Source organism: Erythrobacter sp. MTPC3 (genome assembly GCF_042854385.1).
Lineage (GTDB): Bacteria > Pseudomonadota > Alphaproteobacteria > Sphingomonadales > Sphingomonadaceae > Erythrobacter.
Map to the genome: position 1 here is coordinate 257,145 of NZ_BTGP01000002.1, position 24,112 is coordinate 281,256.

Annotated in this window: 29 protein-coding genes and 1 tRNA gene; 8 read left to right on the top strand and 22 right to left on the bottom strand. The window is 59.2% G+C overall.

All coding sequences use genetic code 11. The annotated features are described in order from the left end of the window. Positions 1-13 precede the first annotated feature (13 nt). From ACGHU1_RS03965 to ACGHU1_RS03995, 7 genes are all read right to left on the bottom strand, one after another. Positions 14-901 (bottom strand): histone deacetylase, encoded by an 888-nt coding sequence (locus ACGHU1_RS03965; protein WP_390583660.1) that lies wholly within the window; start codon positions 899-901, stop codon positions 14-16. A gap of 32 nt (positions 902-933) precedes the next feature. Next, on the bottom strand, positions 934-1,458 hold the full coding sequence (locus ACGHU1_RS03970; RefSeq protein WP_390583662.1) for a thioredoxin family protein: 525 nt from the start codon (positions 1,456-1,458) through the stop codon (positions 934-936). Beyond that, entirely contained in the window at positions 1,455-2,597 is a 1,143-nt protein-coding gene (gene ispG, locus ACGHU1_RS03975) for a flavodoxin-dependent (E)-4-hydroxy-3-methylbut-2-enyl-diphosphate synthase (RefSeq protein ID WP_390583944.1), read from the bottom strand. The genes ACGHU1_RS03970 and ispG overlap by 4 nt, the downstream gene beginning before the upstream one ends. A gap of 99 nt (positions 2,598-2,696) precedes the next feature. Next, the gene (locus ACGHU1_RS03980) at positions 2,697-3,350 is read right to left on the bottom strand and encodes an NrsF family protein (RefSeq protein WP_390583664.1); all 654 of its coding nucleotides are present in this window, start codon (positions 3,348-3,350) and stop codon (positions 2,697-2,699) included. A gap of 1 nt (position 3,351) precedes the next feature. Further along, the gene (locus ACGHU1_RS03985) at positions 3,352-3,882 is read right to left on the bottom strand and encodes a sigma-70 family RNA polymerase sigma factor (RefSeq protein ID WP_390583666.1); all 531 of its coding nucleotides are present in this window, start codon (positions 3,880-3,882) and stop codon (positions 3,352-3,354) included. Then, entirely contained in the window at positions 3,883-4,356 is a 474-nt protein-coding gene (locus tag ACGHU1_RS03990; RefSeq protein ID WP_390583667.1) for a DoxX family protein, read from the bottom strand. It abuts the gene before it with no gap. Between the two features lie 67 nt (positions 4,357-4,423). Further along, complete coding sequence (locus tag ACGHU1_RS03995) at positions 4,424-4,705, bottom strand: DUF2282 domain-containing protein (protein ID WP_390583669.1); 282 nt, start codon at positions 4,703-4,705, stop codon at positions 4,424-4,426. Positions 4,706-4,994: 289 nt separating this feature from the next. On the opposite strand from ACGHU1_RS03995, the gene ACGHU1_RS04000 reads away from it, so the two are divergent. Genes ACGHU1_RS04000 through ACGHU1_RS04010 form a run of 3 tightly spaced genes read left to right on the top strand, consistent with a single transcriptional unit; the run spans position 4,995 to position 7,630 of the window. After that, a complete protein-coding gene (locus ACGHU1_RS04000; RefSeq protein ID WP_390583671.1) occupies positions 4,995-5,852 on the top strand; it encodes a DUF692 domain-containing protein in 858 nt (285 codons plus the stop codon). Further along, positions 5,849-6,646 (top strand): putative DNA-binding domain-containing protein, encoded by a 798-nt coding sequence (locus tag ACGHU1_RS04005; RefSeq protein WP_390583672.1) that lies wholly within the window; start codon positions 5,849-5,851, stop codon positions 6,644-6,646. The genes ACGHU1_RS04000 and ACGHU1_RS04005 overlap by 4 nt, the downstream gene beginning before the upstream one ends. 45 nt (positions 6,647-6,691) lie before the next feature. Then, positions 6,692-7,630, top strand: coding sequence for an alpha/beta hydrolase fold domain-containing protein (locus tag ACGHU1_RS04010; protein WP_390583674.1), 939 nt, complete (start codon positions 6,692-6,694; stop codon positions 7,628-7,630). Here the strand turns inward: ACGHU1_RS04010 and ACGHU1_RS04015 are convergent. Next, entirely contained in the window at positions 7,627-8,577 is a 951-nt protein-coding gene (locus ACGHU1_RS04015; RefSeq protein WP_390583676.1) for an SDR family NAD(P)-dependent oxidoreductase, read from the bottom strand. The two genes, ACGHU1_RS04010 and ACGHU1_RS04015, sit on opposite strands and share 4 nt — an antisense overlap. A gap of 70 nt (positions 8,578-8,647) precedes the next feature. On the opposite strand from ACGHU1_RS04015, the gene ACGHU1_RS04020 reads away from it, so the two are divergent. Further along, a complete protein-coding gene (locus ACGHU1_RS04020) occupies positions 8,648-9,703 on the top strand; it encodes an isoaspartyl peptidase/L-asparaginase family protein (RefSeq protein ID WP_390583678.1) in 1,056 nt (351 codons plus the stop codon). Positions 9,704-9,706: 3 nt separating this feature from the next. Here the strand turns inward: ACGHU1_RS04020 and bla are convergent, their stop codons facing one another. From bla to ACGHU1_RS04065, 9 genes are all read right to left on the bottom strand, one after another. Then, a complete protein-coding gene (bla, locus tag ACGHU1_RS04025; RefSeq protein ID WP_390583680.1) occupies positions 9,707-10,621 on the bottom strand; it encodes a class A beta-lactamase in 915 nt (304 codons plus the stop codon). Further along, positions 10,618-11,082 (bottom strand): GNAT family N-acetyltransferase, encoded by a 465-nt coding sequence (locus tag ACGHU1_RS04030; protein WP_390583682.1) that lies wholly within the window; start codon positions 11,080-11,082, stop codon positions 10,618-10,620. The genes bla and ACGHU1_RS04030 overlap by 4 nt, the downstream gene beginning before the upstream one ends. Continuing rightward, positions 11,079-12,017, bottom strand: a complete 939-nt coding sequence (locus ACGHU1_RS04035; protein WP_390583684.1) for an RDD family protein — start codon at positions 12,015-12,017, stop codon at positions 11,079-11,081. The genes ACGHU1_RS04030 and ACGHU1_RS04035 overlap by 4 nt, the downstream gene beginning before the upstream one ends. Beyond that, positions 12,014-13,105, bottom strand: coding sequence for a stage II sporulation protein M (locus ACGHU1_RS04040; protein WP_390583686.1), 1,092 nt, complete (start codon positions 13,103-13,105; stop codon positions 12,014-12,016). Before ACGHU1_RS04040 ends, ACGHU1_RS04035 begins: the two co-directional genes overlap by 4 nt. Next, positions 13,102-14,442, bottom strand: coding sequence for a DUF58 domain-containing protein (locus ACGHU1_RS04045; protein ID WP_390583688.1), 1,341 nt, complete (start codon positions 14,440-14,442; stop codon positions 13,102-13,104). Before ACGHU1_RS04045 ends, ACGHU1_RS04040 begins: the two co-directional genes overlap by 4 nt. Before the next feature lie 4 nt (positions 14,443-14,446). Beyond that, complete coding sequence (locus ACGHU1_RS04050) at positions 14,447-15,409, bottom strand: AAA family ATPase (RefSeq protein WP_390583690.1); 963 nt, start codon at positions 15,407-15,409, stop codon at positions 14,447-14,449. Then, positions 15,406-16,659, bottom strand: a complete 1,254-nt coding sequence (locus tag ACGHU1_RS04055) for a DUF4350 domain-containing protein (RefSeq protein WP_390583692.1) — start codon at positions 16,657-16,659, stop codon at positions 15,406-15,408. The genes ACGHU1_RS04050 and ACGHU1_RS04055 overlap by 4 nt, the downstream gene beginning before the upstream one ends. Further along, a complete protein-coding gene (locus tag ACGHU1_RS04060) occupies positions 16,656-17,300 on the bottom strand; it encodes a hypothetical protein (protein ID WP_390583694.1) in 645 nt (214 codons plus the stop codon). The genes ACGHU1_RS04055 and ACGHU1_RS04060 overlap by 4 nt, the downstream gene beginning before the upstream one ends. 127 nt (positions 17,301-17,427) lie before the next feature. After that, positions 17,428-18,333 (bottom strand): prephenate dehydratase, encoded by a 906-nt coding sequence (locus ACGHU1_RS04065; protein ID WP_390583696.1) that lies wholly within the window; start codon positions 18,331-18,333, stop codon positions 17,428-17,430. Between the two features lie 120 nt (positions 18,334-18,453). Here ACGHU1_RS04065 and ACGHU1_RS04070 point away from each other — a divergent pair, with 120 nt between their 5' ends. Next, the gene (locus ACGHU1_RS04070) at positions 18,454-19,137 is read left to right on the top strand and encodes a c-type cytochrome (RefSeq protein ID WP_390583698.1); all 684 of its coding nucleotides are present in this window, start codon (positions 18,454-18,456) and stop codon (positions 19,135-19,137) included. A gap of 20 nt (positions 19,138-19,157) precedes the next feature. On the opposite strand, the gene ACGHU1_RS04075 is transcribed toward ACGHU1_RS04070, so the two are convergent. Together ACGHU1_RS04075 and ACGHU1_RS04080 are read right to left on the bottom strand one after the other, a co-directional pair. Next, positions 19,158-19,823, bottom strand: a complete 666-nt coding sequence (locus ACGHU1_RS04075; RefSeq protein ID WP_390583700.1) for an RlmE family RNA methyltransferase — start codon at positions 19,821-19,823, stop codon at positions 19,158-19,160. Next, positions 19,820-21,034, bottom strand: a complete 1,215-nt coding sequence (locus tag ACGHU1_RS04080) for a Ppx/GppA phosphatase family protein (protein ID WP_390583702.1) — start codon at positions 21,032-21,034, stop codon at positions 19,820-19,822. The genes ACGHU1_RS04075 and ACGHU1_RS04080 overlap by 4 nt, the downstream gene beginning before the upstream one ends. 235 nt (positions 21,035-21,269) lie before the next feature. Between ACGHU1_RS04080 and ACGHU1_RS04085 the strand changes: the two genes are divergently transcribed. Then, positions 21,270-21,343: transfer RNA gene (locus tag ACGHU1_RS04085), tRNA-Gln, on the top strand. 141 nt (positions 21,344-21,484) lie between these two features. Here ACGHU1_RS04085 and ACGHU1_RS04090 read toward each other — a convergent pair. From ACGHU1_RS04090 to ACGHU1_RS04100, 3 genes are all read right to left on the bottom strand, one after another. Continuing rightward, complete coding sequence (locus ACGHU1_RS04090) at positions 21,485-21,838, bottom strand: hypothetical protein (protein WP_390583704.1); 354 nt, start codon at positions 21,836-21,838, stop codon at positions 21,485-21,487. Between the two features lie 180 nt (positions 21,839-22,018). Next, positions 22,019-22,465 (bottom strand): hypothetical protein, encoded by a 447-nt coding sequence (locus ACGHU1_RS04095; protein WP_390583706.1) that lies wholly within the window; start codon positions 22,463-22,465, stop codon positions 22,019-22,021. Next, the gene (locus ACGHU1_RS04100) at positions 22,462-22,968 is read right to left on the bottom strand and encodes a hypothetical protein (RefSeq protein ID WP_390583708.1); all 507 of its coding nucleotides are present in this window, start codon (positions 22,966-22,968) and stop codon (positions 22,462-22,464) included. The genes ACGHU1_RS04095 and ACGHU1_RS04100 overlap by 4 nt, the downstream gene beginning before the upstream one ends. A 246-nt stretch (positions 22,969-23,214) precedes the next feature. On the opposite strand from ACGHU1_RS04100, the gene ACGHU1_RS04105 reads away from it, so the two are divergent. Beyond that, positions 23,215-23,565 (top strand): antitoxin Xre/MbcA/ParS toxin-binding domain-containing protein, encoded by a 351-nt coding sequence (locus ACGHU1_RS04105; RefSeq protein ID WP_390583710.1) that lies wholly within the window; start codon positions 23,215-23,217, stop codon positions 23,563-23,565. Between the two features lie 5 nt (positions 23,566-23,570). Next, entirely contained in the window at positions 23,571-24,062 is a 492-nt protein-coding gene (locus ACGHU1_RS04110; RefSeq protein ID WP_390583712.1) for an RES family NAD+ phosphorylase, read from the top strand. Positions 24,063-24,112 lie beyond the last annotated feature (50 nt).

A 24,112-nucleotide genomic window follows, 5' to 3' on the forward strand; every position in this document is an offset into this window, starting at 1 on the left:
CCTGTGCTTACCATCAAGCTGGCGGAATCGGGAATGATGAATTCGTGCGTGCCATTTCCAGCATGGAGCGCGCGTGACGGGCGGCCACTTCACGCTGGTCATCGCCATATCCGCCGCCCAGCGCAGACGCGATTGGCAGCCCCCGCGCCCGTGCGGCCTGAACGACATAGCGATCGCGCGTCATCATGCCGGCATCGCTTAATGAAAGGCGGCCTAGCCGGTCATTTTCGTGCGGATCAACACCCGCCTGATACAGGACAAGGTCGGGTTGAAAATCTGCAAGGATGTGCGGCAGGTGTTTGTCCAGAACCGCCATATAACCCTCATCATCAAGCCCGTCCGGCAGCCCAACGTCGAGGGTGGAGCGGGCCTTTCGAACCGGGAAATTCTTTTCGGCGTGGAGTGACAGCGTGAAGATATCTTCACGTCCTGCGGTCAGACTGGCGGTGCCGTCTCCCTGATGCACATCGAGATCGACTATCAGGATACGGCTGGCATCGCCTTCTGTAATCAGGCGGTTGGACGCCACCGCCAGATCGTTGAACACGCAATATCCCGCGCCCGTATTGGAAAGCGCGTGATGGCTGCCCGCTGCGCTGTTTGCCGCATAGCCGTGGGTTTGCGCCAGCTTCGCCGCGAGCCAGGTGCCGCCATTGGTGTGGCGCACACGGTCGCGGATGCGCGTGGTTACTGGAAAGCCGATGCGGCGTTCCTTGTCGCGCGGAACCTCGGCGCGGAACACTTCATCAACGTATTCGGGATCGTGAACAGCCTCCAGCCATTCGCGCGGGCACGGATCGGGCGCGTGCTCGGTCACAGGCTCGCCAGACGCTCTCAGCTCCTCCATGACGAGGTAGTATTTGTCGAATTTGAAAGTCCCGCGCGTGGGTTGCGGGGCCATATAATCGGCATGATGGACGACGTGAAGCAGGGTCAGACCGCCTTTTGCGCGAGCGACACCAGCTCTTCGAAGATCTCGTCTTCGCTGCGACTGGCAGCATTTTTCCACGTGGTTGCTGTTTCACGGTTAACCAGTTCGCCGCCACCGGTGATAACAAGCACGTTTGGCGTCCCCGGCAGATCTTCGATACCATATCGCCTCGCAATGCCGAGATTATGGCCGTCACCCGATTGCGGCCTGCCGACATTGACGAACACAAGCTCGTAATTCGCGGCAATCATTTGTGCGAAGCGATCCGTTTCCAGCCAGCCGGCGAGCGCGCGGCTATCGTGGCACCAGTTCGCGCCCATGACGAGAAGGACGCGCTTTTCATTGGCCGCAGCGCGCTGCAACGCCGCATCCACATCGGCGGCGGCATCGTCTGATACCAGATACGATGCGGCTTCGGGATAATCGTGTCCGCTATCTTCTGGCTCTGCCAACAACCTATGACCCGAGGCGAAGATACAAACCGACAACACAATCGCCGCGGACAGCGTCAGTGCAGGGCGGATCACTCTGCTGCTTCTGCCGTATGCGGATCGAAAGCGGTCGCTTCGCCAGCTTCGATCTTGGCCGCTTTTTCCTCGACGAGCCTCACGATATGGTCGAGCATGTCGTCACTTTGCACAGTGTGATCGGTTACGCCGGAAAGATACACCATGTGTTTGCCGTTGCCGCCGCCGGTCAGCCCGATATCGGTCTCGCGCGCTTCGCCGGGCCCGTTCACGACGCAGCCAAGCACCGATAGGCTCATTGGTGTCTTGATATGCTCAAGCCGTTTTTCCAGCGTTTCGACCGTGCGGATCACGTCGAAACCCTGACGCGAGCAGCTGGGGCATGACACAACGCGGACGCCGCGAGTGCGCAGGCCGAGGCTCTTGAGCATCTCATAGCCGACCTTCACCTCTTCTTCCGGCTCGGCTGAAAGCGATACGCGTATCGTATCGCCGATACCGGCCCAAAGCAGCGAACCCATTCCGATGGAGCTTTTGACGGTTCCGCCAATCAGACCGCCAGCCTCTGTAATGCCGAGGTGCAGCGGGCAATCGACCGTTTCGGCGAGGCCGTGATAGGCAGCAACTGCGAGGAACACGTCGGAGGCTTTTACGGCCACCTTGAATTCGTGGAAGTCGTGATCCTGCAGCAGCTTGATATGGTCCAGCGCGCTTTCGATTAGCGCCTCCGGGCAGGGCTCTCCGTATTTTTCGAGCAGGTCTTTTTCCAGGCTGCCGGCATTCACGCCGATACGGATGGCGCAGCCATTGGCCTTCGCGGCGCGAACCACCTCGGCCACGCGTTTGGACGATCCGATATTGCCGGGATTGATGCGCAAACATGCAGCACCTGCATCGGCAGCCTCGAGCGCGCGTTTATAGTGAAAATGGATATCCGCAACGATCGGGATGCGGGCTGCTTTCGTGATCTTGCCGAAAGCGGCGGTCGATTCCTCGGTCGGGCAGGAGACGCGGATAATATCGCAGCCCACTTCTTCGCAGCGGCGGATCTGGTCGATGGTTGCGCCCGCGTCCTCCGTCGGAGTGTTGGTCATTGTTTGCACAGTGATCGGCGCGTCGCCGCCCACCGGCACATCGCCAACCATGATTTGGCGGCATTGCCGCCGTTCGATATCGCGCCAGGGCCGTACTGAAGACATGACAGCCATATAGTCGCACCGAAGTGAAGGGGCAATGACAGGCCGCAGCAAAAAGGGCGCCGACATGCAGCGCCCTTTCAAACCTTTGCCTTCAGACCCTTACCAGCGGATTATGGGCGGCACGATCAGCCTTCCGATAACAGCCGCGATTGCAACCGGTGCGACATGCCACAGGCCGACATGCGAATAGGTGTCAAACGGGCATGTAATGCCATAGGCCAGCGTGCCGAGCGATCCGGCGGCAAGGCCGGTGAGCCAACCGGCGCGCTCTATCGCGACCGGTGCGCCGCGGCGAAGCCAGAGGACAGCTGTGATCCCGACCAGTGTTGCCGCGGCCAGCGATGCAGACACGCAGTGTGCTGCGAAAGGATCGTTCAAACCGGTATGTGCATGAGGTTCGCTACCCAGGATCAATCCGGTAATCGCACCTGCGGGAAGTATCGCGAGCATCGCCGATCCCCACGCCGGTGCACTGGTGCGCGGTCCGACGCGCGGCATCGCGCTGCCTGTAAGCGCAACTGCGCTCGCCGTGCCTAGGACCAGAAGCAATCCATGCGTGATCATGAAATAGCCCGACGCCTGACCTGTCAGCAGCCCGTCCCACCATTGAAACGCCGAGATTGCGACAATCGCCGCAATCAGGGTGGCAAGCCCGATCAGGGCCAGCCCTTCGCCAGCCTTTACCCGTTTTACCGGCGTCAGGTCTTCAGTCATTGCCGCGATCAGATCGCTGCGATTTGTATGTTTTTCCATTCTAATCAGCTTTCTCTACCAAAGAGGCCAGTTTCCTCAGCCCGCGATGGATATTCACTTTCACCAGACTTTCGCTTTGTCCGGTTTTTTCGGATGCTTCTTTGATCGACAATCCGCCGATCTTTACCAGCTCAATGGCTTCGGCCTGTTTGTCCGTCAGCTGGACGAACAGCCGGTCCAGGCTGACGCGGGCTAGCACGACCTCTTCTTCGCTGTCCTGCGAGGCATCATCGTCCATCAATTCCTGGCTGTCGTGCTTGTAAACCTTGCGCAGGTGATCGACCCAGCGATAGCGCGCAATCGCCGCCAGCCACGGCAGAAACGGACGAGCCGGATCAAAGGTCGCGCGCTTCGTATAAAACGCGATCAGCACCTCCTGAACCAGATCGTCGATCTGGTGCGGCGGAACCCTTCGGCGAAAATACCGCTCCAGCCACATGCCGACTTCGGTAAGCAGCACGTTGGTTGCGGCTTTATCGCCTTCCTGCGCTGATGCCATGAGGCGGGCTAATGTCGGTTCGTCGGCAACCATCTAACTGGCCTTAGACCCGGCGGTCACGCTCAGCAATTTGTCTGCGCTGAAGATGCCGGGGCCGCGGCTGATGATGATCGCTGCAAGAGCGAGGACAGTTATGTCCCAGCCGAAAAAATGATCCCATGTCGGGAAGACGAAAATTTGGATGACCAGCGCCATTACAGCAAGGCCCGCGGCCGAGAACCGGCTGAAAAGGCCAATTGCCAGCAGGATCGGGAACGCAAATTCTGCATAGGTTGCCATCGGCACCGCCAGATCGGTCGGGATCGGAAGACCGGAAAACTGATCTGCAAACAGGAAATACTGCGTCTCGTCGATCTGAAGCCATGTGCCCTCGACCACTTTCGTCTTGTAGGCGCGCCAGAATATCCCGGCGAGAGCGATGCGTGTCATCAGCAAGACGGCGCTTTCGATGAAACTGCCCGACAAGATGCCTGTCAGCCGCTGCCATAATGAATTCATTGCGGTCATATTGCCCTCCACAATCAGACGCTGGCGGCGGGAAATCGGCCTGATCGCCCGCCGCCAGCATCGTTGATCAGCGTTTAATTGGCTTCAGAGAGCCTTTGCCTTTCGGCGTCTCGATGCTGGTGCAGGTGCCCTTGTCGACAAGTTTCCAGGCGTTGCCCTGATAATCCTTGGTCGATGTTCCTGCGCAGCTTGTGCCCGGGCCAGCGGCGCAATCGTTCTTGCCCGCTTTGGCAACGCCGTAACATTTTTCCTTTGCGCCCTGAGCGGCCACCGGGGTAGCGGCGAGACCGGCTGCGATACCGGCAGTAAGGGCGAGACCGGCGACATTCGCGATCGACTTGGCATTCATGATTTCTCTCCAGATTCTGTGTTGCTTGGCTGTTCTGGCGATGTGCCGGAACTGTCATGGTATTCGCGGCAAACACTAGCTTGGTTACACACTGCTAGATTTCATTTGAGCGGGCATTCCGGCGCGCTCTCATCCGGCAAACACACATCCTGCGATGTGTAACCGGCGCCCTCGTCCGCACGTATACCCCTGTATTAAAGCCGCGACGCTGCACGAGGGTCGCCACCTGGATTGGCATAGGCGCGCCCGTCAGCCGGCTTTATACCGATGGTAACTGGGAGACACTTTCATGCCGCAGGACACCAAACCTATCGCGCCCTTTGGCGGCTTTGGCCTTGGCCTTAGAAGCCCGCATTACGACGCATTTCTGTCTGACGAAGTGCCCGTCGATTTTGTTGAAATCATCAGTGAAAATTACATGGTCGACGGCGGGCGGCGGCTGCGCATTCTGGATCAGGTCCGCGAAAAACACCCTGTGATCATGCACGGTGTTTCGATGTCGGTCGGTTCTGCAGGAGGGCTGGATTCGGCTTATCTGGATAGGCTCAAACAGCTTGAACGGCGCGTCAGTCCGCTTTGGGTGTCCGATCACCTTTGCTGGACGCGGACCAGCGCGCACAACAGTCACGACCTTTTGCCGCTGCCGCTGACGCAGGAGGCTTTAGAGGTGGTCTGCGCCAATATAGACAGGGCACAGTCGCATTTGGGACGCGCAATGCTGTTCGAAAATCCGTCGAGCTATCTGACCTTTCCCGAAGACGAAATGACCGAATGGGAATTCCTGACGGAAATGGCCGGTCGGACGGGCTGTCACCTGCTTCTCGACGTGAACAACATTTTTGTCAGCGCAAACAATCACGGATTTTCCGCGGACGATTATCTTCGCGGGTTGCCGCTCGATAGCGTCAGGCAAATCCATCTTGCGGGGCATGATCCGGCAAATGCACAGCGCGATCTCATCATCGATACGCATGACCGCGAAGTTGCAGATGGCGTCTGGCAGCTTTTCGCAAAGGCGATGGAGATGATTCGTCAGCCGGTCGCTATCATGATTGAGCGCGACGAAAACATCCCGCCACTGCCCGAATTGCTGACCGAACTTGACCGCGCGCGGCGCATCGCTGGCAGGGCGGTGGTCAGCGCATGAGCGCCGCCGCGGACCTTCAATCGCGGCAGGATGCATTTCTGCGCGCCGTGCTGAATGAGAACACCTCTCTGCAGCTGGGTTGGGGCAGTGATCAGGCTGCCGGCATGTCCGTCTATCGCGGCAATTACCGCTCCGCTTTACTGGGCGCGCTCGAAGACACGTATGAACGGACCGCGCGATATGTTGGGCAGGACGCGTTCAAGCAGGCTAGTATGCATCATGCCATCTTGCACCCGCCAGGCGGCTGGACAATCGAAGCGGCGGGGGCAGGGTTTGACGTCACGTGCACTGAACTGTTTGGCAGCAATCCCGAAGTGGCCGATCTTGCATGGCTGGAATGGACGATGCTGCAATTGGCAGGCGCGGCCGATACCCCGCCTGTGTCTTCTGAGGCATTCGCAAAGGCGACATCGAATTTTGGCGACATGGAATGGATGCAGCTGCAGATCGAATTGCAACCGCATAGTGCAGCGCGAATTCTCGAAACCAATCTGGGCGAAATCTGGACCTATCTCGGCAATGAGGCAGGCGATGCCAAACCCGAGCCGCGCCTGCGATCCCCGCGCGGGTGCATCGTGTCGCGTGAGGGGGAGCAGCCCGTTTTCCAGATGGTCGATGCTGACAACGCCGCAGCATACGGTGTTGTTCAAGGCGGCGCGAGTTATGGCGAAATGATCGTCATGCTCGCAGGCGATGACGCCAGAGCCGAAGCGATCCAAGGCGCCGCAATGACCGCTGGGCAGATGCTGGTTGGGTGGCTGGGTGATGGTCTGGTGACAGGCCTGCGAACTTGACAGCAAAGCTCGATGCGTCTGGGTTTGACCGCGAGGGAGAACGGGATGCTGACCGATACGACGACCGAATTGCGAACAACGAGGCCAAGCCTGCTGCTGCGCGGCGTAAAATGGGTCATGGCAAGGCGTAAGTCTGTCTTTCCGCATACTGCCACCGAATTCGAGGCGCTCATGGCGACGCGCGATTTGCCACGCGATGCCGCAATGCCCACAAAATTTGAAACCAAATACCGCGTCCATTGGTGGGAGGCTGCTGGTCAGAAAACCGTGACCCTGCACCCTCGCTCCGGTCCGGGCGAATGGCATATGATCTATTTTCATGGCGGAGGGTTCGTCCTGCCGATGTTCAAAGAACATTGGCCGCTGGTTGAGGCGATGATTGAACAGCTTGGCGTTAGCGTCACATTACCGCTTTACGATGTCGTCCCAGAGGCAAGTTACAGTGCTCAGGACGCGCTAGCTGACGAAGTTTTTGCCAAAGTTTCTGCCGAGCACGACCCGGCCAAAATCGTTCTCAATGGCGACAGCGCTGGCGGCCACATGGCGCTCTCGCTCGCGCTTCGTATGGTACGGGCGGGCGGCACGCAGCCAGGCAAACTGGCGCTGTTCGCTCCGTGGCTGGATCTTACCATGGCGGACGAGGCGATGAAGTCGGTCGAACCGCACGACATTATGCTGAAGATCGGGACACTGCGCAGCTGCGGCCAAATGCTTGCCGGGGACGGTGATCCCGCTGATCCGCAATTCAGCCCGCTATACACGCCCGCCAAAGAGCTAGCGTTACTGCCACCAACGCGCATCTGGACCGGGCGGCACGACCTTTTCATCATCGACAGCCGCTCTTTCGCAGGCAGGCTTCGCGATGCGGGTGTTGACGCAAAATTATATGAATACGAGGCGGCACCCCATGTCTTTATGGCAATAACCCCGACAAAGGAATCGCGCGACACGCTGTCCCTGCTGAAGGAATTTCTGCAAAACTAGGCGCGGAACGTGTCGCCGATCATTTGTTCGCTGATCGACCAGAGCCGGTCGGCGCTGGCCTTGGCGAGCGCATAGGTGCGGACGCCTTTTTTTGCAGACACATCGTCAATTTCGGCGACCCCGCAATCCTCGCAATACACTCCGCCGCTTCCTTCAACCTCGCGCGCCGTCGCGGCCCAGCACTGCGTCGCTGCGCCTTGCGGAATCGTCTTCCATTCGAAATCTGGATCGCTGGTTGTGACGCGCTCGATCAGGGCAGCGGATTGCTCTTCGGTCATGTGCCGGCCAAGATTGGTCTGGATTCCGCCTGGATGCACGGCATACGAATGGATGCCCTTCGCCCCAAAGCGTTCCTCCAGCCCCACGCTGAACAACACATTTGCGGTTTTGGCCTGACCATAGCTGAGCCACGGATCATAGGCGGCCTCTTCGAAATTCGGATCGTCAAGATTTGCGGGGGCAATATGATGCGCGCGGCTCGACAGGTTTACGATCCGCTTGTCGGCGCCTTTTTCGATCAGCGGCATCAACTCTTTCGTGAGTGCAAAATGGCCGATGTGATTGGTGCCGAACTGTGTTTCAAAACCATCTGATGTGCGTCCCATCGGACACGCCATCACACCTGCATTGTTGATCAGAATATCGATCTTTGAATAGCGCGAGCGTGCCTCTGCACCGCATTGGCGGATGCTGTCCAGGGAGCCGAGATCGCAGAGAAGCGTTTCGATTTCCCCCTCTCCATTATCCTTGCGAATTTCACCGATGGCTTCGTCCAGTTTTTCCTGATTGCGGCCTAGCAGGATGACGTGCGCGCCTTTCGCTGCCATTGCCCGGCCGGTTTCTTGCCCCAGACCGGAATTGCCGCCAGTTACGAAGACGGTCTTCCCGTTCAGATCGTGACCATCAAGGACATCATCGGTTGTCGATTTGGCGCCAAATTTGCTCACCGTATTTTCTCCCTCACGGCACTGCCGTCTGGCTTTCATCATGCGCAGGTTTGGGTTACGCCTACAACCTATGAAAACGATCATCCTGGCTGCAGCTGCGGCGCTTTTCGCATTCACCTCGCCGCTTCATGCCAAAGCGCCCGCGCCCGAATGGTCGATCGCGATCCATGGCGGTGCGGGCACGCTTGATCCTGATCGCATGACCACCGAACAGCGCGCAGCGTACGAAGCGGCGCTGCAAAACGCGCTCGACGCGGGCAAGGCTGTTCTGGCCGAGGGCGGCAGCGCGATGGACGCCGTAAAAGCGGCCATTTTGCCGCTGGAAGACGATCCGCTGTTCAACGCCGGACGCGGCGCGGTTTTTACATGGGAAGGGCGCAATGAACTTGATGCCTCGATCATGGATGGGCGCGATCGCAGTGCTGGAGCCGTTACCGGCGTCACCACGATCAAGAACCCGATCCTGCTCGCGGAAAAAGTGCGCACCGATAGCCCCCACGTCTTCCTGATGGGCGAAGGGGCAGAGCAATTCGCCAGTGAGCAACAACTGGAAACCGCGCCTCCTGAATGGTTTGCAACCGAACGCCGTCTGGAATCGCTCGAAAGAATGAAAGCAAACGCGTTGTCCGCGATTGATGTTGATTTGAAGTTCGGGACCGTGGGCGCGGTCGCGCTGGATCAGGACGGCAATCTTGCTGCGGGAACTTCTACCGGCGGGATGACTGGCAAACGCTGGGGCCGCATCGGTGACGCGCCGGTGATCGGCGCGGGCACATATGCCGATAACCGGGCCTGCGCCGTATCGGCGACGGGATGGGGGGAATACTTCATCCGCGTGGGCGTGGCTGCTGAGATTTGCTCGCGCATTCGGATGGTGCGCGCCCAGCAGGCCTTTAAATCCGGCGGCGAACATCGCGAATGGCTTGAACGTGAGGGTTACGCGCAGGGCATCGCCGATGCTGTCATGAAAGAGGTCAAAGACCTGGGCGGGGATGGCGGCGTGATCCTTGTTACCCCAGAGGGTCAGGCGCTCTACAGCTTCAACACGACCGGCATGTACCGCGGGCGCGCCACCAGCGACGGCTTGAACGAAGTTGCGATCTTTGGCGAAGGCGCTGCGGAGTAGACCCTAAAACGGCAGCATCCGGTCATCGCGCGCGAAATCGGCGATGATATCACCCACCCGCGCAAACACCTCTTCGGCTGCGGGGGCGATCCCGTCATGCGTTTCGCGGGCGCGGTAATACGCCGCAAACGCAATCGGCGCGTGCTTTTCGGGCTCCACAAAGCCGATATCGACATACAGCGATCCCATGCCGGGCCAGATCGATGTGCCGGTCTTGTCACCGGCGCGCCAATCCTCTGGCAGGCCCGCACGCACCCGGTTGCTGCCGGTCGCCGTGTCCACCATCCATTGGCGCAGCAAGCCGCGCTGCGCCTCCGGCAGGACATCGCCATAGGTCAGCTTCGCGACCGTGCGCGCCATCGCCAGCGGAGTGGTCGTGTCCCGAACCTCAGTCACCGGGACATTGTTGAGCGCGGGCTCCATCCGGTCAAGCCGGCTGACATCGTCGCCAATGCTGCGCCAAAATTCTGTCAGCGCGGCAGGGCCGCCGAGCTCTCTCAGCAGGATGTTTGCCGCGGCATTATCCGAATATTTCTGCGTGAACTCCGCCAATTCCAGCAGCGTCGCCCCTTCTTCAATGCGCTGTGCAGTGAAGGGGGAGACGGACATCAGATCGCTTTCAGTCCAGCGCACTCGGGTGCTTGCATCGATCTTTCCCGCCGCATCGTAGGCCAGCACCATCGCGGCCAGCGACAGTTTGAATGATGAACAATGGCCAAATCGGCGGGTGCGGTTGAGGCCAATCGCCAGACCGGTTTCCATATCGAGAATTTCCGCGCCCAGCGTTCCGCCAGCAGCCGCTTCGATAATGCGCAGCTTGGAGCTCAGCCGCCCGGCCGGGCTCTGGTCAGGCGGAATGCAGGCTGATGCTGCCAGCGCGATACTTCCGCCAAGGAACAAGCGCCGGTCGGCTTTCACAGGTACCTCTCCATACAAAGGCTGAATTCGTCCGAAGTGTAATCGGCAAAGGCCCCGCATTCGGAAAAGCCATGTGCCTTGTACAGCTGTATCGCAGGCTTGAACTGCTCGGTGCGCCCGGTCTCCAGGCCCAGCCAGGTGTAACCGCGATCCTTTGCTATGTGGATAAAGTGCCTCACCAACAGCTTACCAATACCTTTGCCGCGATAGTCCGGGGCTGCGCGCATGGATTTAAGCTCCCCGCGCTTCTCGTCCAGATGTTTGAGAGCGCCGACCCCGGCCAGTCGTTCTCCGTCGCGGACAGCGAAGAATGTCACGTCTTCTTGGCGCAGTCTCTCGGGCGGCAATGAGTGCACCTTACAAGCGGGCGACCATTGGTGCATTTCATCGAGATGATACTGTAGCAGGCCCAGAACATCAGCGCTGGTGAGATCGTCAGATTGAATGACAAACCCAGTCACGAAAACTTGTCCGCTTTGCGTTTGCCAAACCGCATGTCGCCTTCAAGCTTTGCCCGTAATTGGCCGTAGAACGCTTCGAGAAATGCGCGTTCATCGCCTGCGCCCGGATCCCACCCGATCTTATTGCAAATGGTCGCATGGACCGTCGTCAGCGCCTCTGGCTTCGCATCGCGCAGCATCTTTTCAAGCGTCTGCAATTCGCGCTCACCATAAATCGATAGTTCTGCTTCGCCAAATTCGTACCGGGCGCCGGTCACATCGCTCGATCCTTTTGCCGCGGCGCCTTGGGTCGAGAGCGTATCGGCAAGCTTGGTGCGCGGGGAATCGACCACCCACGTCCCTGCGATCACATCGCCAGCGCGCAAGGCGTCCTTGTTGAAGAACGGAAAAAGCGCAAAGATCAGCAACCAGCCAATCGCGGCCCAGATCATATTGCCGGTGTCCATATCCATACTGTTCATGATCAGCGCGACCAGAATGAAGACGAGCGGGAAGAATATTTCGACGTCGCGCAGCAGGTTGCGCGCGATGATCGCTTCGGGCGGCAGCCTGCCTCCACTGCGTGATGCGACACGAATGCCAACCGCACGCTTTCCCAAGGTGGCGCCGCGCGGTCCCAGTTCCTGCACCAGAAAATAGCCATACCAAGCTAGGAATAGCAGGATCAGCTGGACGACCACCAAGAATTCAGCAGCACCGGACACGGCCTCATTCGCTGTATTGACCCCTTCATTCATCGCGCCCGCGCTCGCATATCCGATCAGCATGCGTATCAACGTCATTACTGTGATGATGATGAGCCAATCGATCACCAGCGCGCCGAACCGCGAACCGCGTGAAGCGATGGAAATTGGTATGGCGAGCCCTTCTGGCGTGACCAGCGTTCGTTCGCGTTTCGCGTTGCCTGCGCCCGATTTCGGTTTGCGCGGCTTCATAACGTATCCTCATCGGCGTGATCGGGCCGATAGAGATAGAAATAGGCGAGCCAGAAAGTGAGGAAAACACCGCCGATCAGATAGCGGCTATCGGTTCCGGCAACGAGCTGGCGCGGAAACGCCTCCAGCAGGGCGGCGACAACCATCATCAGGACAACGCCGACCATCACGACCGCACTGCGGCGACCGGCCTCGGACGCCGCTTCAAGAATGGAGCGCGTGCCGGGGAATGCCATCGACCGCCCGATGTGCAAACCTGCTGCACCGGCGAGCAGGATGCCGAACAGCTCCGTTGTTCCATGCACGCTGAGCCATGCCCCGAATTCCCAGCCCAGGTCCTGCCCGGCGAACAGCCACACCATCGCTCCCAACATCGCCATATTGTGGATCAGCAGCATGAGAGAGGGGATGCCAAACGCAAACCCCAGCGCGAATGCGAGGATGCATACCCCGGCATTGTTGCTGAAAAGAAACGCAGCAAACCCGGATAATCCGCCTGCGCTGTCTTCCACCTGAAGTGTCTGCATCAACGTCTCCCGGCTCGCGCCGGGCACGCGGTTATCCGCCATCGAGGTCGAAACCAGCCGGTAATACCAGTCGGTATTCTGCGACACGAGCACCCAGCCGACAATCGCGCCAGTTACCATCACGAACAGCGCGATGCAGACATCCAGCCAGATTTCGCGCACCGCCCGGCTCCAGCCGCCCAGCAGGAATTCCCTGAACCATCCGAAGAAGCCCTTGCGCGGGCCGTAAACCTGAAACCATGCGCGCTGGACTAGACTTTCCAGATAGGTGAGCGTCGCAGAATCCAGCGATGTTTCGCGTGCGACCGAAAGGCTGGATGCAGCCGTCCGGTATAACGCCGGGAGCGCCAGCAGATCCGCATCATCGATGCGGCGCAGGCCGCCGCGCTCCATCTTGGCAACGATGTCTTCGAGCCGACGCCAATCGGCCTCGCGCTCCAGACGGAATTTGTCGGAGCGCAATGCCGCGCTTTCGATGTCGGCAGGAGCAGCGACCGTGCCGCGTCCGAAAAATGATCCGATGCGGCCTGAAACCGCGCTGGTGACTTCGGCGGCCTTCATCCGATCGCCTCGCTGTTCTTGATAAGCAGGTAACGGTCGATCAGCTGATAACCGATCTGATCCCACGGCGCTTCGATCACATCGACGCCCATTCGGCGCAGGCGCTGCAGCACGATCTCGCGTTGGTGGGCTAATGTGTCTGCGGTTACGCTGCGGGCGATGGTGGCGATGTCGCCGGGTTCCTCAGCGATAAAGGTTTCCAGCTCGCTATCGGCAATTGTCACAAACAGGACCACGTGTTTGGTGACGAGCCGTCCGATGCTTTCGACCATCAGTTCCGCTGCCGTCGGGTCGGTAAAATCGGAAAACAGCACAATCAGTGACCGGCGTTTGAGCTTCGACGTGAGGGTTGCCAGCGCAAGCGTAAAGTTCGGCTCCGTCGCGGAGTAATCCAGCGCCGCCGCCGAACTTTGCAACCGGTAGAAAGCGCGCGAGTCCGAAATGAACGGCGTCATCAATTGGGGGCGCTGGGCAAAGCCGAACAGCGAAACACGGTCACCGCCTTTAAGCGCGATGTAAGAGCAGGTCAGCGCCGCCGAAACCGCACGGTCGATGCGGGGCATTCCGTCCACGGGTTCGCACATCGCTTGACCGCAATCGAAAGCGAACACGATCTGGTTGTCCCGTTCGCTTTCATTCTCGCGGGCGTAAAGATGATTGTGCCGAGCGCTCGCTTTCCAGTCGATCCGGCGGCGGTCCATCCCGGGCTCGTATTCCGAAAGCGCCTCGAACTGGGTGCCTTCCCCGCGGATGCGCCGCGCGATGAGGCCGGTTTGCGAGTCCCGCATAAAAGCCTGCAATTCGCGGCTTCGCACTGGCGAGAGATCCGGCCAGATGCGGATTTCCTTATCGGCCAGTTTGCTTTGCTGACGCGCGCCAAGGCCCAGCGGACCGGACCAGCGCAGCCAGATCCGGCGGATGGGCGCAGTACCGCGCCGCACCGGATGAACATCGACTTTGCCGCTGTAAAAATCGCCGTCTTCGTCTGCAACCAGATGAAGCGTTGCGCGGCCTGTCGGGTCCAGGCGAGGATCGAATTCCATCGCCGCTTCGATCTCGCCAGACACACGGCGTGAAAACTTTGCAAAGGCGTTGATCGTGACCGGTTGCCCGACTTCGGCGTCGGCTGGGGGTTGGATCATCCATTCCCGGCATTTGCCGGCCAGCAATCCATCCGCGATGACCATCAGGACGAGCACCAATGCCGCCGCCGGTGCCGTCAACCACAGGGCAGGCGCAGTCGCCGCGATGACCACGGCGATCGGAGCAAGCGCCGCGATAAGCCATGCCGCCCGCGAAGTCGGGACCAGGGGAAAATGGATGCGCGGCAGCTTCATCGGTTCAGCGCGGCGCCTCCGTGCTTTCGATCAGTTCGGCAACCAGCGCCTCTATATCGCGGCCCTCGATCTCGGCGGCCGGGCTTAGTGTGAGGCGGTGGCGCAGGACGGGAACGGCCAGCGCCTTCACATCGTCGGGAATGGCATAGGCGCGGCCCGCCAATGCCGCGCGGGCGCGCGATGCATTGGCCAGCATGACCGCGGCACGCGGCGACGCGCCAACGGCCAGTTCGGCATGTTCGCGGGTCGCCCTGACGAGGCGCACGACGTATTGCGTAATCTCGTCGGCTACGGTCACATGCTCCAAAGCGCCGCTTGCCGCCTGAAGTTTTGCCGCATCGGCAACTGCTGTCACGCCCAGATCGGCCGGGCGCTGTGGGCCTTGCCTCTTGCCGTAATCCGCAACGATCCGCGTTTCTTCGGCTTCGTCGGGATACGGCACCAGCAGCTTGAACAGGAAACGGTCCAGCTGCGCTTCGGGCAGAGGATAGACGCCCTGGTTTTCAATCGGGTTCTGTGTTGCCACCACCATGAAGCGGGAGGCAAGCTGATGCGTTTCGCCGTCCAGCGTAACGCGGCGTTCCTGCATCGCTTCGAGCAGCGCGGCCTGCGTTTTTGGCGGCGTGCGGTTGATCTCATCGGCGAGCAGCAACTCGCAGAAAATCGGGCCGCGTGTCAGGGTGAACTGGCTGGTCTGGAAATTGAACAGGTTCGATCCGAGTATGTCGCCCGGAAGGAGGTCCGGGGTGAACTGGATGCGCCCGAAATCGAGGCCCAGTGCAGTCGCAAAACTGTTGGCAAGAAACGTCTTTGCGGTCCCCGGCGGTCCTTCGAGCAAGACGTGGCCTTCGCTGATCATCGCCACCAAAAGCTGATCGACCATCTCGGTCTGTCCGACAACGGCTTTCGCCACCTCGGCGCGGATTGCGTCTGCCAGCGCGCGCAATTCATCTAGGCTCATGCTCATTTTGCGAGTTTCCCTTCAAGCTCTCTCAGCGCCTGCGCGGCGCGTATAATCTCTGATGCGGTGTCCGCGCTCTGCAACCTTGCAGCGCGCGCCGAAAAAGGTTCTTCTTGCGGAAGGCGGGCGGCGATCGCTTCGTCGATGGCAACCGCATCGGGTCGCGCGATCCCCAGCGCCCGCGCGATCCGCCGCATGGACAGGTTGGCATATGGTTTCGCCAGCAGGCCCAGCCGCTTTGCCCGCACGATCAACGCCGCACCATTGCGCACCAGTCGGTTCTTGCCGAAAGCAATTTCCGACTGGCTGGCCACCGCCGGACCAAAGCGCAGGAATGCACGCCAGCTGATAATCAGCATGGCAAGCAGCAGGCACAGCGTTGCGGCAAGGAATGGCGGCTGAAACGCGAGGGTAAGGAGGTTCATCGCCCCGCCATAGCCATTCAGCGTCATGTCGAATGTTACCGAGGATCCCTCTCCATAACCGGCCTCATCCACCAGCGCGAGCGCCGCCCGCGCGCGCTGTGCGTCGGCCAGACCGTAATTGTTCACCAGATCAGGCTCGACAACAAAGGTCGTCCAGTGCGCGTCGTTATAATATTCGGTACCCTCTTCGCCGAGGACCTGAAATGCGAGCGTGTGGCCGGCACCGTCTGTGACAATCGGACCATGAATATCGCTGTCTTTTGAAAAGGTGATCGATTGTGTCGGCAAGACCCCTTCAAGGTTGAGCCCTGACCAATCAGCCAGTTCATCCTCTTCCAGTTTCTCAAGTTGTTGTTCCAACCGGTAAGGCAGGGGCAACTGCCCAGGCCATGAATGTGACGATGGATCATAGAGGGTGACCCACCCATCCTCAAATTTCTCTGCGACCTCTTCGTCTGTCCCGGGCGGGGGAGGGCCGGCGCTCCATTTCGGCAGTATGACCAACGTTGGCCCGACATATTCGCGGTTTTTCAAAATCTCGCCAAGCGCCTCGGCGTCGGTGTATCGTTCCGGCATGAGGATCAGCAGATCATCGGTTTCAAGCCCGGCTGGAGAGCGTGAGAGCGTGACGTCGTAATCCTCGGCCTCCAGCAGCCGCACCAGCCCGGCATACCCGTTCAATCCGGTTGCAGCTGCTGTGGCAGAGCCATTGTTGCCGCGCCCGCCCGTATCGCCAGCACTGATGAAATACAGCATCGCCAGAAACGTGGCGAACCCTGCAATAAGGATGCCGAACACCGTGCGGCGGCTAAAAGGCGAATTTGCGCTCATGCGCTTTTACCGATCTTGACCAGTGCAAATTCGGCATAGGCGCCGCGCGCCGCCTCCCAGTCGGATGCATCAAGGGCGCGCAATGCAAACAGGCTGCGCTCCACGCGTTCGGTCATCGTTGCAAACGCACCGCGAGCGGCATCAGACAGGGCGGGAAGGGCAGAAAGCTCTCTCGCAGTGCTGGACGGTTCGACCCAATCGGGACGGGAAGACGCGATCTGCGCTACACTGCGTTTAAGCAGGAGGTGAGTCGCCTCGTCATAGCGTCCCTCCGCAGCGAGCCGGTCCGCGTCTTCCAGCAGCGCCAGGCTTTCGGCCTGATCCGGCTGCCAAACCGGCTCTTCATCGGCCTGCTCACGCGACTTGCGCAGAGAAGCAAGCGGGCCAAATGTGCGCGCAACGAGGTAGAGAACCAATGCGGCCAAGAGCGCGAGCAGCACCCATTGCAAGACGGGCCAGATCGATACGATAAATCCGCCGATCGGTGAGAGCACCTCGCCGAGGAAATCAAAGAATGCTTGAAGCATTTTCAAGAACCAGCTGGGTTCCTGAACTTCTGGCGCGGGTATTTCTATTTCTTCAAACTGGATATCGCTGTCGTCACGAAGCTGCTCCCAGCTCTCCAGCGACTGCGTATTCACCGCAGTTGCTGCATCACTTTGATCTGTGTCAGAGGAAATCGGTGCCGCGTTGGTCATTCAGACAGATTGGTGGCACGGACATACAGGCGGCGCAACAGGTGATAGGCGCTTTGCCCCGCGATGTTTTCTAGCCGCGGGCGCGCCCTTGCTCGTATGTTCCCAAAATGCGCAATTCTTTGGAATAGAACGCGCATTCCTCCAGCGCTCGGTCAACTGATGGATTGCCCGGCGCGCCGATTATGTCGGCGTAGAACATGGTCGCGGAAAAGCTGGCGCCTTGCTGATAGCTTTCCAGTTTCGTCATGTTGACGCCATTCGTCGCAAATCCGCCCAGCGCCTTGTAAAGCGCAGCAGGGATGTTCTTCACTTCGAAGATAAAGGTCGTCACCGCCTGTTTGGCCGGATCGTTTGTCAGAAATGCCGGTTTGTCGGCAAGCACGACAAATCGTGTCATGTTGTCATGCGAATCCTCGACATGGGTCTCGAAGATGTTGAGGCCGTACAGCTCGGCCGCAATAGCGGGAGCGATCGCGGCAAGGGACGGATCGTTTTTCTCCGCGACGAAAGCCGCAGCGCCCGCCGTGTCGGCATAGCTTAGCGGCACAATTGCGCGCTCGCGCAGGAATACGCGCGATTGGCCCAGAGCCTGCGGGTGACTGTAGGCCGCTTCTATCGCTTTCTCGTCAGACGGATCGCCTGTTCCCATCAAAGCGTGATGGATTGGCATGAAATATTCGCCCACAATCGACAATCCGCTTTCGGGGAGGAGGAAATGGATGTCTGCAACCCGCCCGTGCTGTGAATTCTCAATCGGGATGATCGCCTGTCCGGCCCGCCCGTCTTTCACTGCATCGAGCGCGTCTTCAAAACTGAAACATGGCAGGGGCAGCGCATCGGGACGGGCTTCGGTCGCGGCGCGGTGTGAATTTGCCCCCGGCGATCCCTGAAACGCAATAGCCCGCAACGGATCACGCTCGGCCGCGGCGCGAAGCTTTTCGACAATGGCGAGGGCTGGGGCTGGAAAACTGCGCATACTTGATTGCCGTGCTAGAGCCGCGAGGCGGACCGGGCAAGCCTGCTTGCAAGCGCCGCAACAAATGATGTTGCGATCTCTCTTGCGCCGGGGCGAAGGCGGCATTATTGGAGCGCCGGGATGACACAAGAAAACTCTACAGAAACGACGCCCGCCGCCGAAAATAGCGGAAGCGACCTGTTCAACACCGCCGCTGGCTGGGTGCTGTTCGCAGCCGGACTTGGCCTTGGTCTTTCGATCCTGAGCGACAAGTATTTTCACGGCTATGATGCTGAAATGCCCGAAGAACCGGGCTATTTCATCGCTGAACCTGAAAGCACCGAAGGCCCAGCCGAGATGAGCTTTGAAGAAGCTTTGACGCTGGTGTCGGCCGATGACGGTGCGAAAGTGTTCGCGAAGTGTCAGGCATGCCACAATGTCGCACAGGGCGGCGCCAATGGCATCGGCCCGAATCTGCACGGCGTCATGGGCGCTCCTTTCGCATCGAAAGCCGGTTTCAACTATTCGTCCGCTCTTTCAGGCGCCGATGGCAATTGGGGCTGGGAAGAGATGAATGCGTGGCTGCTCAATCCGAAAGGCTACATCAACGGCACTTCGATGAGCTTTGCAGGTCTCGGCAAGATCGAAGATCGCGCGGCAATCGCGCTGTATCTGAACGAGAACGGCTCCGGCCTGCCGGTGCCTGAATTCGTGCCGCCTGCCGAAGAGGAAGTGGCAGAGGGCGAAGCTGAGGCAGATGTCGCTGCGGAGGCCGAGGCTGAGCAGGATGCGGCTGCGGAAACCGCTGAAGCAACCGGCGAGTAATCCCCGCCAAGGGACGCGGCTTAACCGCGCCCCTTGAACCCCTGAGCAACGACATACCATTCGGATGAGCCTTTCCGGCTCGCCGGTGGTTTCGCGTGCTTCACGCTCGTAAAGTGTTTCTTGAGCAGGGTGAGTAATTCGGCATCGGTGCCGCCTGCCAGCACTTTGGCCACGAATGCGCCGCCCTTTTCCAGTGTTTCGGTCGCGAACCACGCGCCTGCCTCTACCAACGCCATCGTGCGCAAATGGTCGGTCTGTTTATGACCGACCGTGTTGGCGGCCATATCGGACAGGACAAGGTCGGGCGCCCCTTCCAAGGCATCTTCCAACGCCGCCGGTGCTTCGTCGTCCATGAAATCCATCTCGAAAATCGTGACGCCTTCGATTGGATCGGTCGGCAGCAGGTCAATACCAACTACCTTTGCCTTTGGCGCTTTTGCACGAACAACCTGAGACCAGCCTCCCGGTGCAATGCCCAGATCGACCACCCGCTTTGAACCGCGGATCAGGCCGAACCTGTCGTCCAGCTCAATTAATTTATAGGCCGCGCGGCTGCGATAACCGTCTGCTTTGGCCTGTTTGACGTAAGGATCGTTGAGTTGACGCTCCAGCCACCGGGTTGATGAGGCTGTGCGCTTTTTCGCGGTTCTGACGCGGCGGTCGGGATTCTTTCCTGAGCGGGTCATGCGCCAATCTGGCCTGATCGGGTGTTCTTCAACGCTTCGAGTGCGCGTGCGCTTTGCCGTTCTGCGGCCATCAGGCTGCGCAATATGCCTTCGCGGATGCCTCTGTCTGCCACGCCCAACCGGTCAGCAGGCCACAGGTCGAGGATTGCCTCGAGAATGGCGCAGCCTGCCACCACCAGATCGGCGCGGTCCTGCCCGATGCAAGGCAGTTCGCTGCGCTGCGCAGGTGACATGCCCGAAAGTCTGGTGCTGATCTCTCGCATGGCGTGCGAGGGCACGATCAGCCCGTCCACCGCCTTACGGTCGTAGTGCGGCAATTCGAGATGCAGGCTGGCGAGCGTTGTCACAGTGCCGCTGGTGCCCAACAACCGGATATCATCTTTCATCGCCGCCGATGCGATCCGGTCTGCAAATGGTGCAAAGCTGCCTGATACAATCTCTCGCATTCGCGCATAGCGATTAAGGCGGGCAGACTCGCTATCTTCGCAACTGCCGACTGTATCGGTTAAGGAGACAACACCCCAAGGGACGCTCTGCCAGTCGATGATGCGGGGGATTTTGCCGCCCGGTTCCAGCAGGACAAGCTCTGTTGAGCCGCCGCCAATGTCGAATATGACCGCCGGGCCATTGCCCTGTTCGAGCAGGATGTGACAACCCAGCACGGCGAGGCGCGCCTCTTCTTCGGCGCTGATGATATCAAGCACGATGCCGGTTTCCTCGCGAACCCGTTCGATAAATGCTGGTCCGTTTGCGGCGCGCCGGCACGCCTCGGTTGCGACCGATCTTGCCAGCCGAACATTGCGCCGGCGCAGCTTGTCCGCGCACACGGACAGCGCGCCTAATGCGCGGTCCATCGCCTCGTCCGAAAGCCTGCCTGTCACCGCCAGGTCTTCGCCCAGCTTCACAACGCGGCTGAACGCATCGATCACGGTGAAATCGCGGCCTGAAGGGCGGGCGATCAGCAGTCTGCAATTGTTGGTGCCCAGATCGAGCGCAGCGTAGGCTTCGCCAGGACGCGGCAAACGCGGTCCAGATGGCCGGTTAGTTGGGTTGGAGCCCGCCTGCGTTTGGCAATCCCTTTTGCCACCGCGACCGGATGTCTCGTTTCGCTGGCGGGGCTGCTTGTAGCGAAAATCGGCTACCTTGCCGGACTTGCCGCCCCGATTGTTTCCAGCTTTGCTGTCTTCGTCCGGCGGAATCATGTCCGCCATAATCAACTTCTTTCATCTCACCCGCGTGAATATTACGCGAGCACCTGAAACAAATGCTAACCGAAGCGGGAACAGAGAGCAAGCAGACCGGCACGGGCGGTCCGAATTCGGGATTTCGCCGTGGATCCTGAAATAGCGTGCCTGTTTCAGCCTTGACCTTGGTCTTCGCCAAAACTAGGAGGCGCGCTCGCAAAGCGAGAAGCCGGCAAGCGGACGCTTACGGCCCGCTTGGGATTGCCCCGTCGTCTAATGGTAAGACTGCGGACTCTGACTCCGTCAATTGAGGTTCGAATCCTCACGGGGCATCCAGCACCTTATCCTTTGACAGCAAAGCTTGCCCGCTGTGACAAAATAGTGGGCCGCATTGGCGTGTTGAGGTTTGACGCTCGCTCACAAAGAACTGATTTTCCGTCGTAAACCGCGAAGTGCCATCTTTCTTCGGCTCGCGCGTCAGCACTGTTGAACGAAGTTGTTCCTGATTTCGATAACCGACTTGCCGCCTGATCGATGTTCGGTGAACATGGGTAGATGAGCACGTTGCACGTAGATGTTCCTGATTTCGCAGTGATGACCGACGATGAGGTCGATCAGCACGCATTGACCAAAATGTTCGATGGACGTTGGAGCGCGCAGACCCGCTGGCTGATGGAGCAGTTTGGAGTCCAAAAACTCGACCTCAACAAGGCTTGGGCGCAAACTTGGATTGGCTGGAACTGCCCCTGCTGCGGTCGTAGGAAGAGCGAAATCGCTCGCCTGACAGACAATGGCGTCCTGCTCTGCCAGCTTGATTGGCATCACGATCATTTGGGGGATTGTGCTGGCGATATCATGCGTGCGAAGGCGCTCGCGGGCGCGGATCAGGAAACAGATATCATCCGCAAGCGAGCGTGCGGCGCAGCGATCGCTGTTATCGAAAGATTCGCCCGCGTCGTACTCTGCAATGACTGCAACGCCGCAGACGCGGCAATGAAAGCGCTCATCGGCTCAGAAGTCCCTAAGAGCTTCAGCTTTGCTCCAAGCGAAATTGCCGTTTTCGTCCAGCCTAAGGCAGGGCAGCCGCATGACATCAGTGAGGACCTCGTTCAGACGCTCTGGCCAGCGGCCATGAAAGAATTTCACGAAAGACTGCATTTCGCTGAAATGATGGGCGATCGAATTGCGGCAGGCCTCCATGATCGCGAAATCACAAATTTCTCCGATCCGTCGCTTAACTACGATGACCCTCATTTCCTTTACAGGCTCGCTTGGGAAACTGCGGGTGGCTCCCCCACATGCTGCTTCAGGCGATCGATAGAGCGCCGCGATCCTCAGCTCGTCAAGAATGGCCATGGCACTGGTTTGCGGTGGAAAATCAACCCGTATCGCACTGAATTTCGCCTGCGCCTTGCCAACGAGGAGCGCCCGTTCAGATGGCGTGAGCGAAGCGCTCATGCGTAACCTCCTCTGCCGGCTATGTTCCTGCGGGTTCGCTCAGGAGGTGGAAGCTGCCCTTGGGTAGGGTCGGTTTCCTCGCGACGATGATCTAAAGGGGTCTTTGCCCGTCCCTTTCTGGGAGCTGGGCGCGGCGAGAGAATTTCGTGATCGAGTGAGGTCAGTGCTGCCCGGTCATGCGATATAAAATCGCCCAAACTAATCGCTACGGGTTCTGCGTTTGTCAGATCGACGATGCTACCAGTGATCTGCTTGACCCGAGGGATCTCAAGCAGCTGCGCCACCCGTTTCCGCGACTCCGCAAGCGCTTTGGGAGAGATGTTTCGAATGGCTTGGACGAGCTTTCCCCGCATAGAAAGCCGTTCTTCCTCCGTGTTGAATGCAGCGCCTTCTGACTTAGCTTCGTCCTGGATCTTCTTATGCAGCCAAAGCGGCATGCCATTCGCATAGCGTTCGTCCGCGCACTGCAATTCGATGTATTTGCGGGTTTTACGGTTCCACACATAGATGGTGCCGATGTCGGCAGGATCGTAACGAAAGTGAACTGTCGCAGTCGCGTCGTCGCGACGCTTCCGTCGTGGCTCGAGTGGGACCAGATCATTGAGCAGGGCATCCGCACTGCATGTCGGACGGCAACATACTTCCTAGTCGTATTTCGTTCCGGAAAAGACTGGTCGTCCTCACACTCGAGCCCTTGCCATCCACTAAAAATGACGCTATATGGCGTCAATTATGTTGGAGATGTTGCGATGATGATCGCTGATTATGCAGATAACGGTAAGCTCGCGCCGCGCAAGATCGCCACGGCACTTTTGACGACTGCCGACGAGCTTGCCCGCTCGCTCGGGCTTGGCAAGGACGCGATCCAGCGTAAGGATCGGATTGCGTCCGATAGGACGCAGCGCCGACTTCGCCAGATGGTCGAGATACTCAACAAGACCGAACCGCGGTTCGGATCGCCGTTGTTGGCGTATGCATGGTATCGGTCCGAGCCGCTGGCAGGGTTTTCTGGCCAAACCGCGATGCAACTGGTTCACGACGGTAGGGCGGACGATGTTCTCACCTATATCGATGCGGTGGATGCCGGCGTCTTCGCGTAATCGTTATGAGATATAAAGGAGCGCTTTATCGTGCTCTCAATCCTCGATATGCGAAGGAACCGCTTTCGGGTGCGGGAGCCGAGAAATACGGCGGACGATTCAACAGGATCGGCCGTGCGACGCTTTATACAGCGCTGAAGCCCGAACACGCTTTACGCGAAGCCAATCAGATCGGGGCACTTCAACCGACAACGCTGGTTTCATATCAGGCCAACCTTGATCCTGTTTTCGACGCTACCGATGTGCGCGCGATGAAGAAATACTCGATGTCTCCAAGCCTTCTGTCGAGCGAGGATTGGCGCGACAATATGCTCGTAGGACGAACCGTTCCGACGCATGATTTCGCGGAGTGTCTGATTGCGGATGGCTATGTAGGGATGCTCGTTCCAAGCTATGCCAAAGCGAACGCCGATGGCGTCAACCTTGTTCTTTGGGAATGGTCCGGTCACCTCAGGCTCGTTGACGATGAGGGGCGTCTGACCCGGAGAGGATCGTAGGGCTGTCTTGAACTGACAAGCCGGCATAGTGAAAGATGGCAGTTTCCATC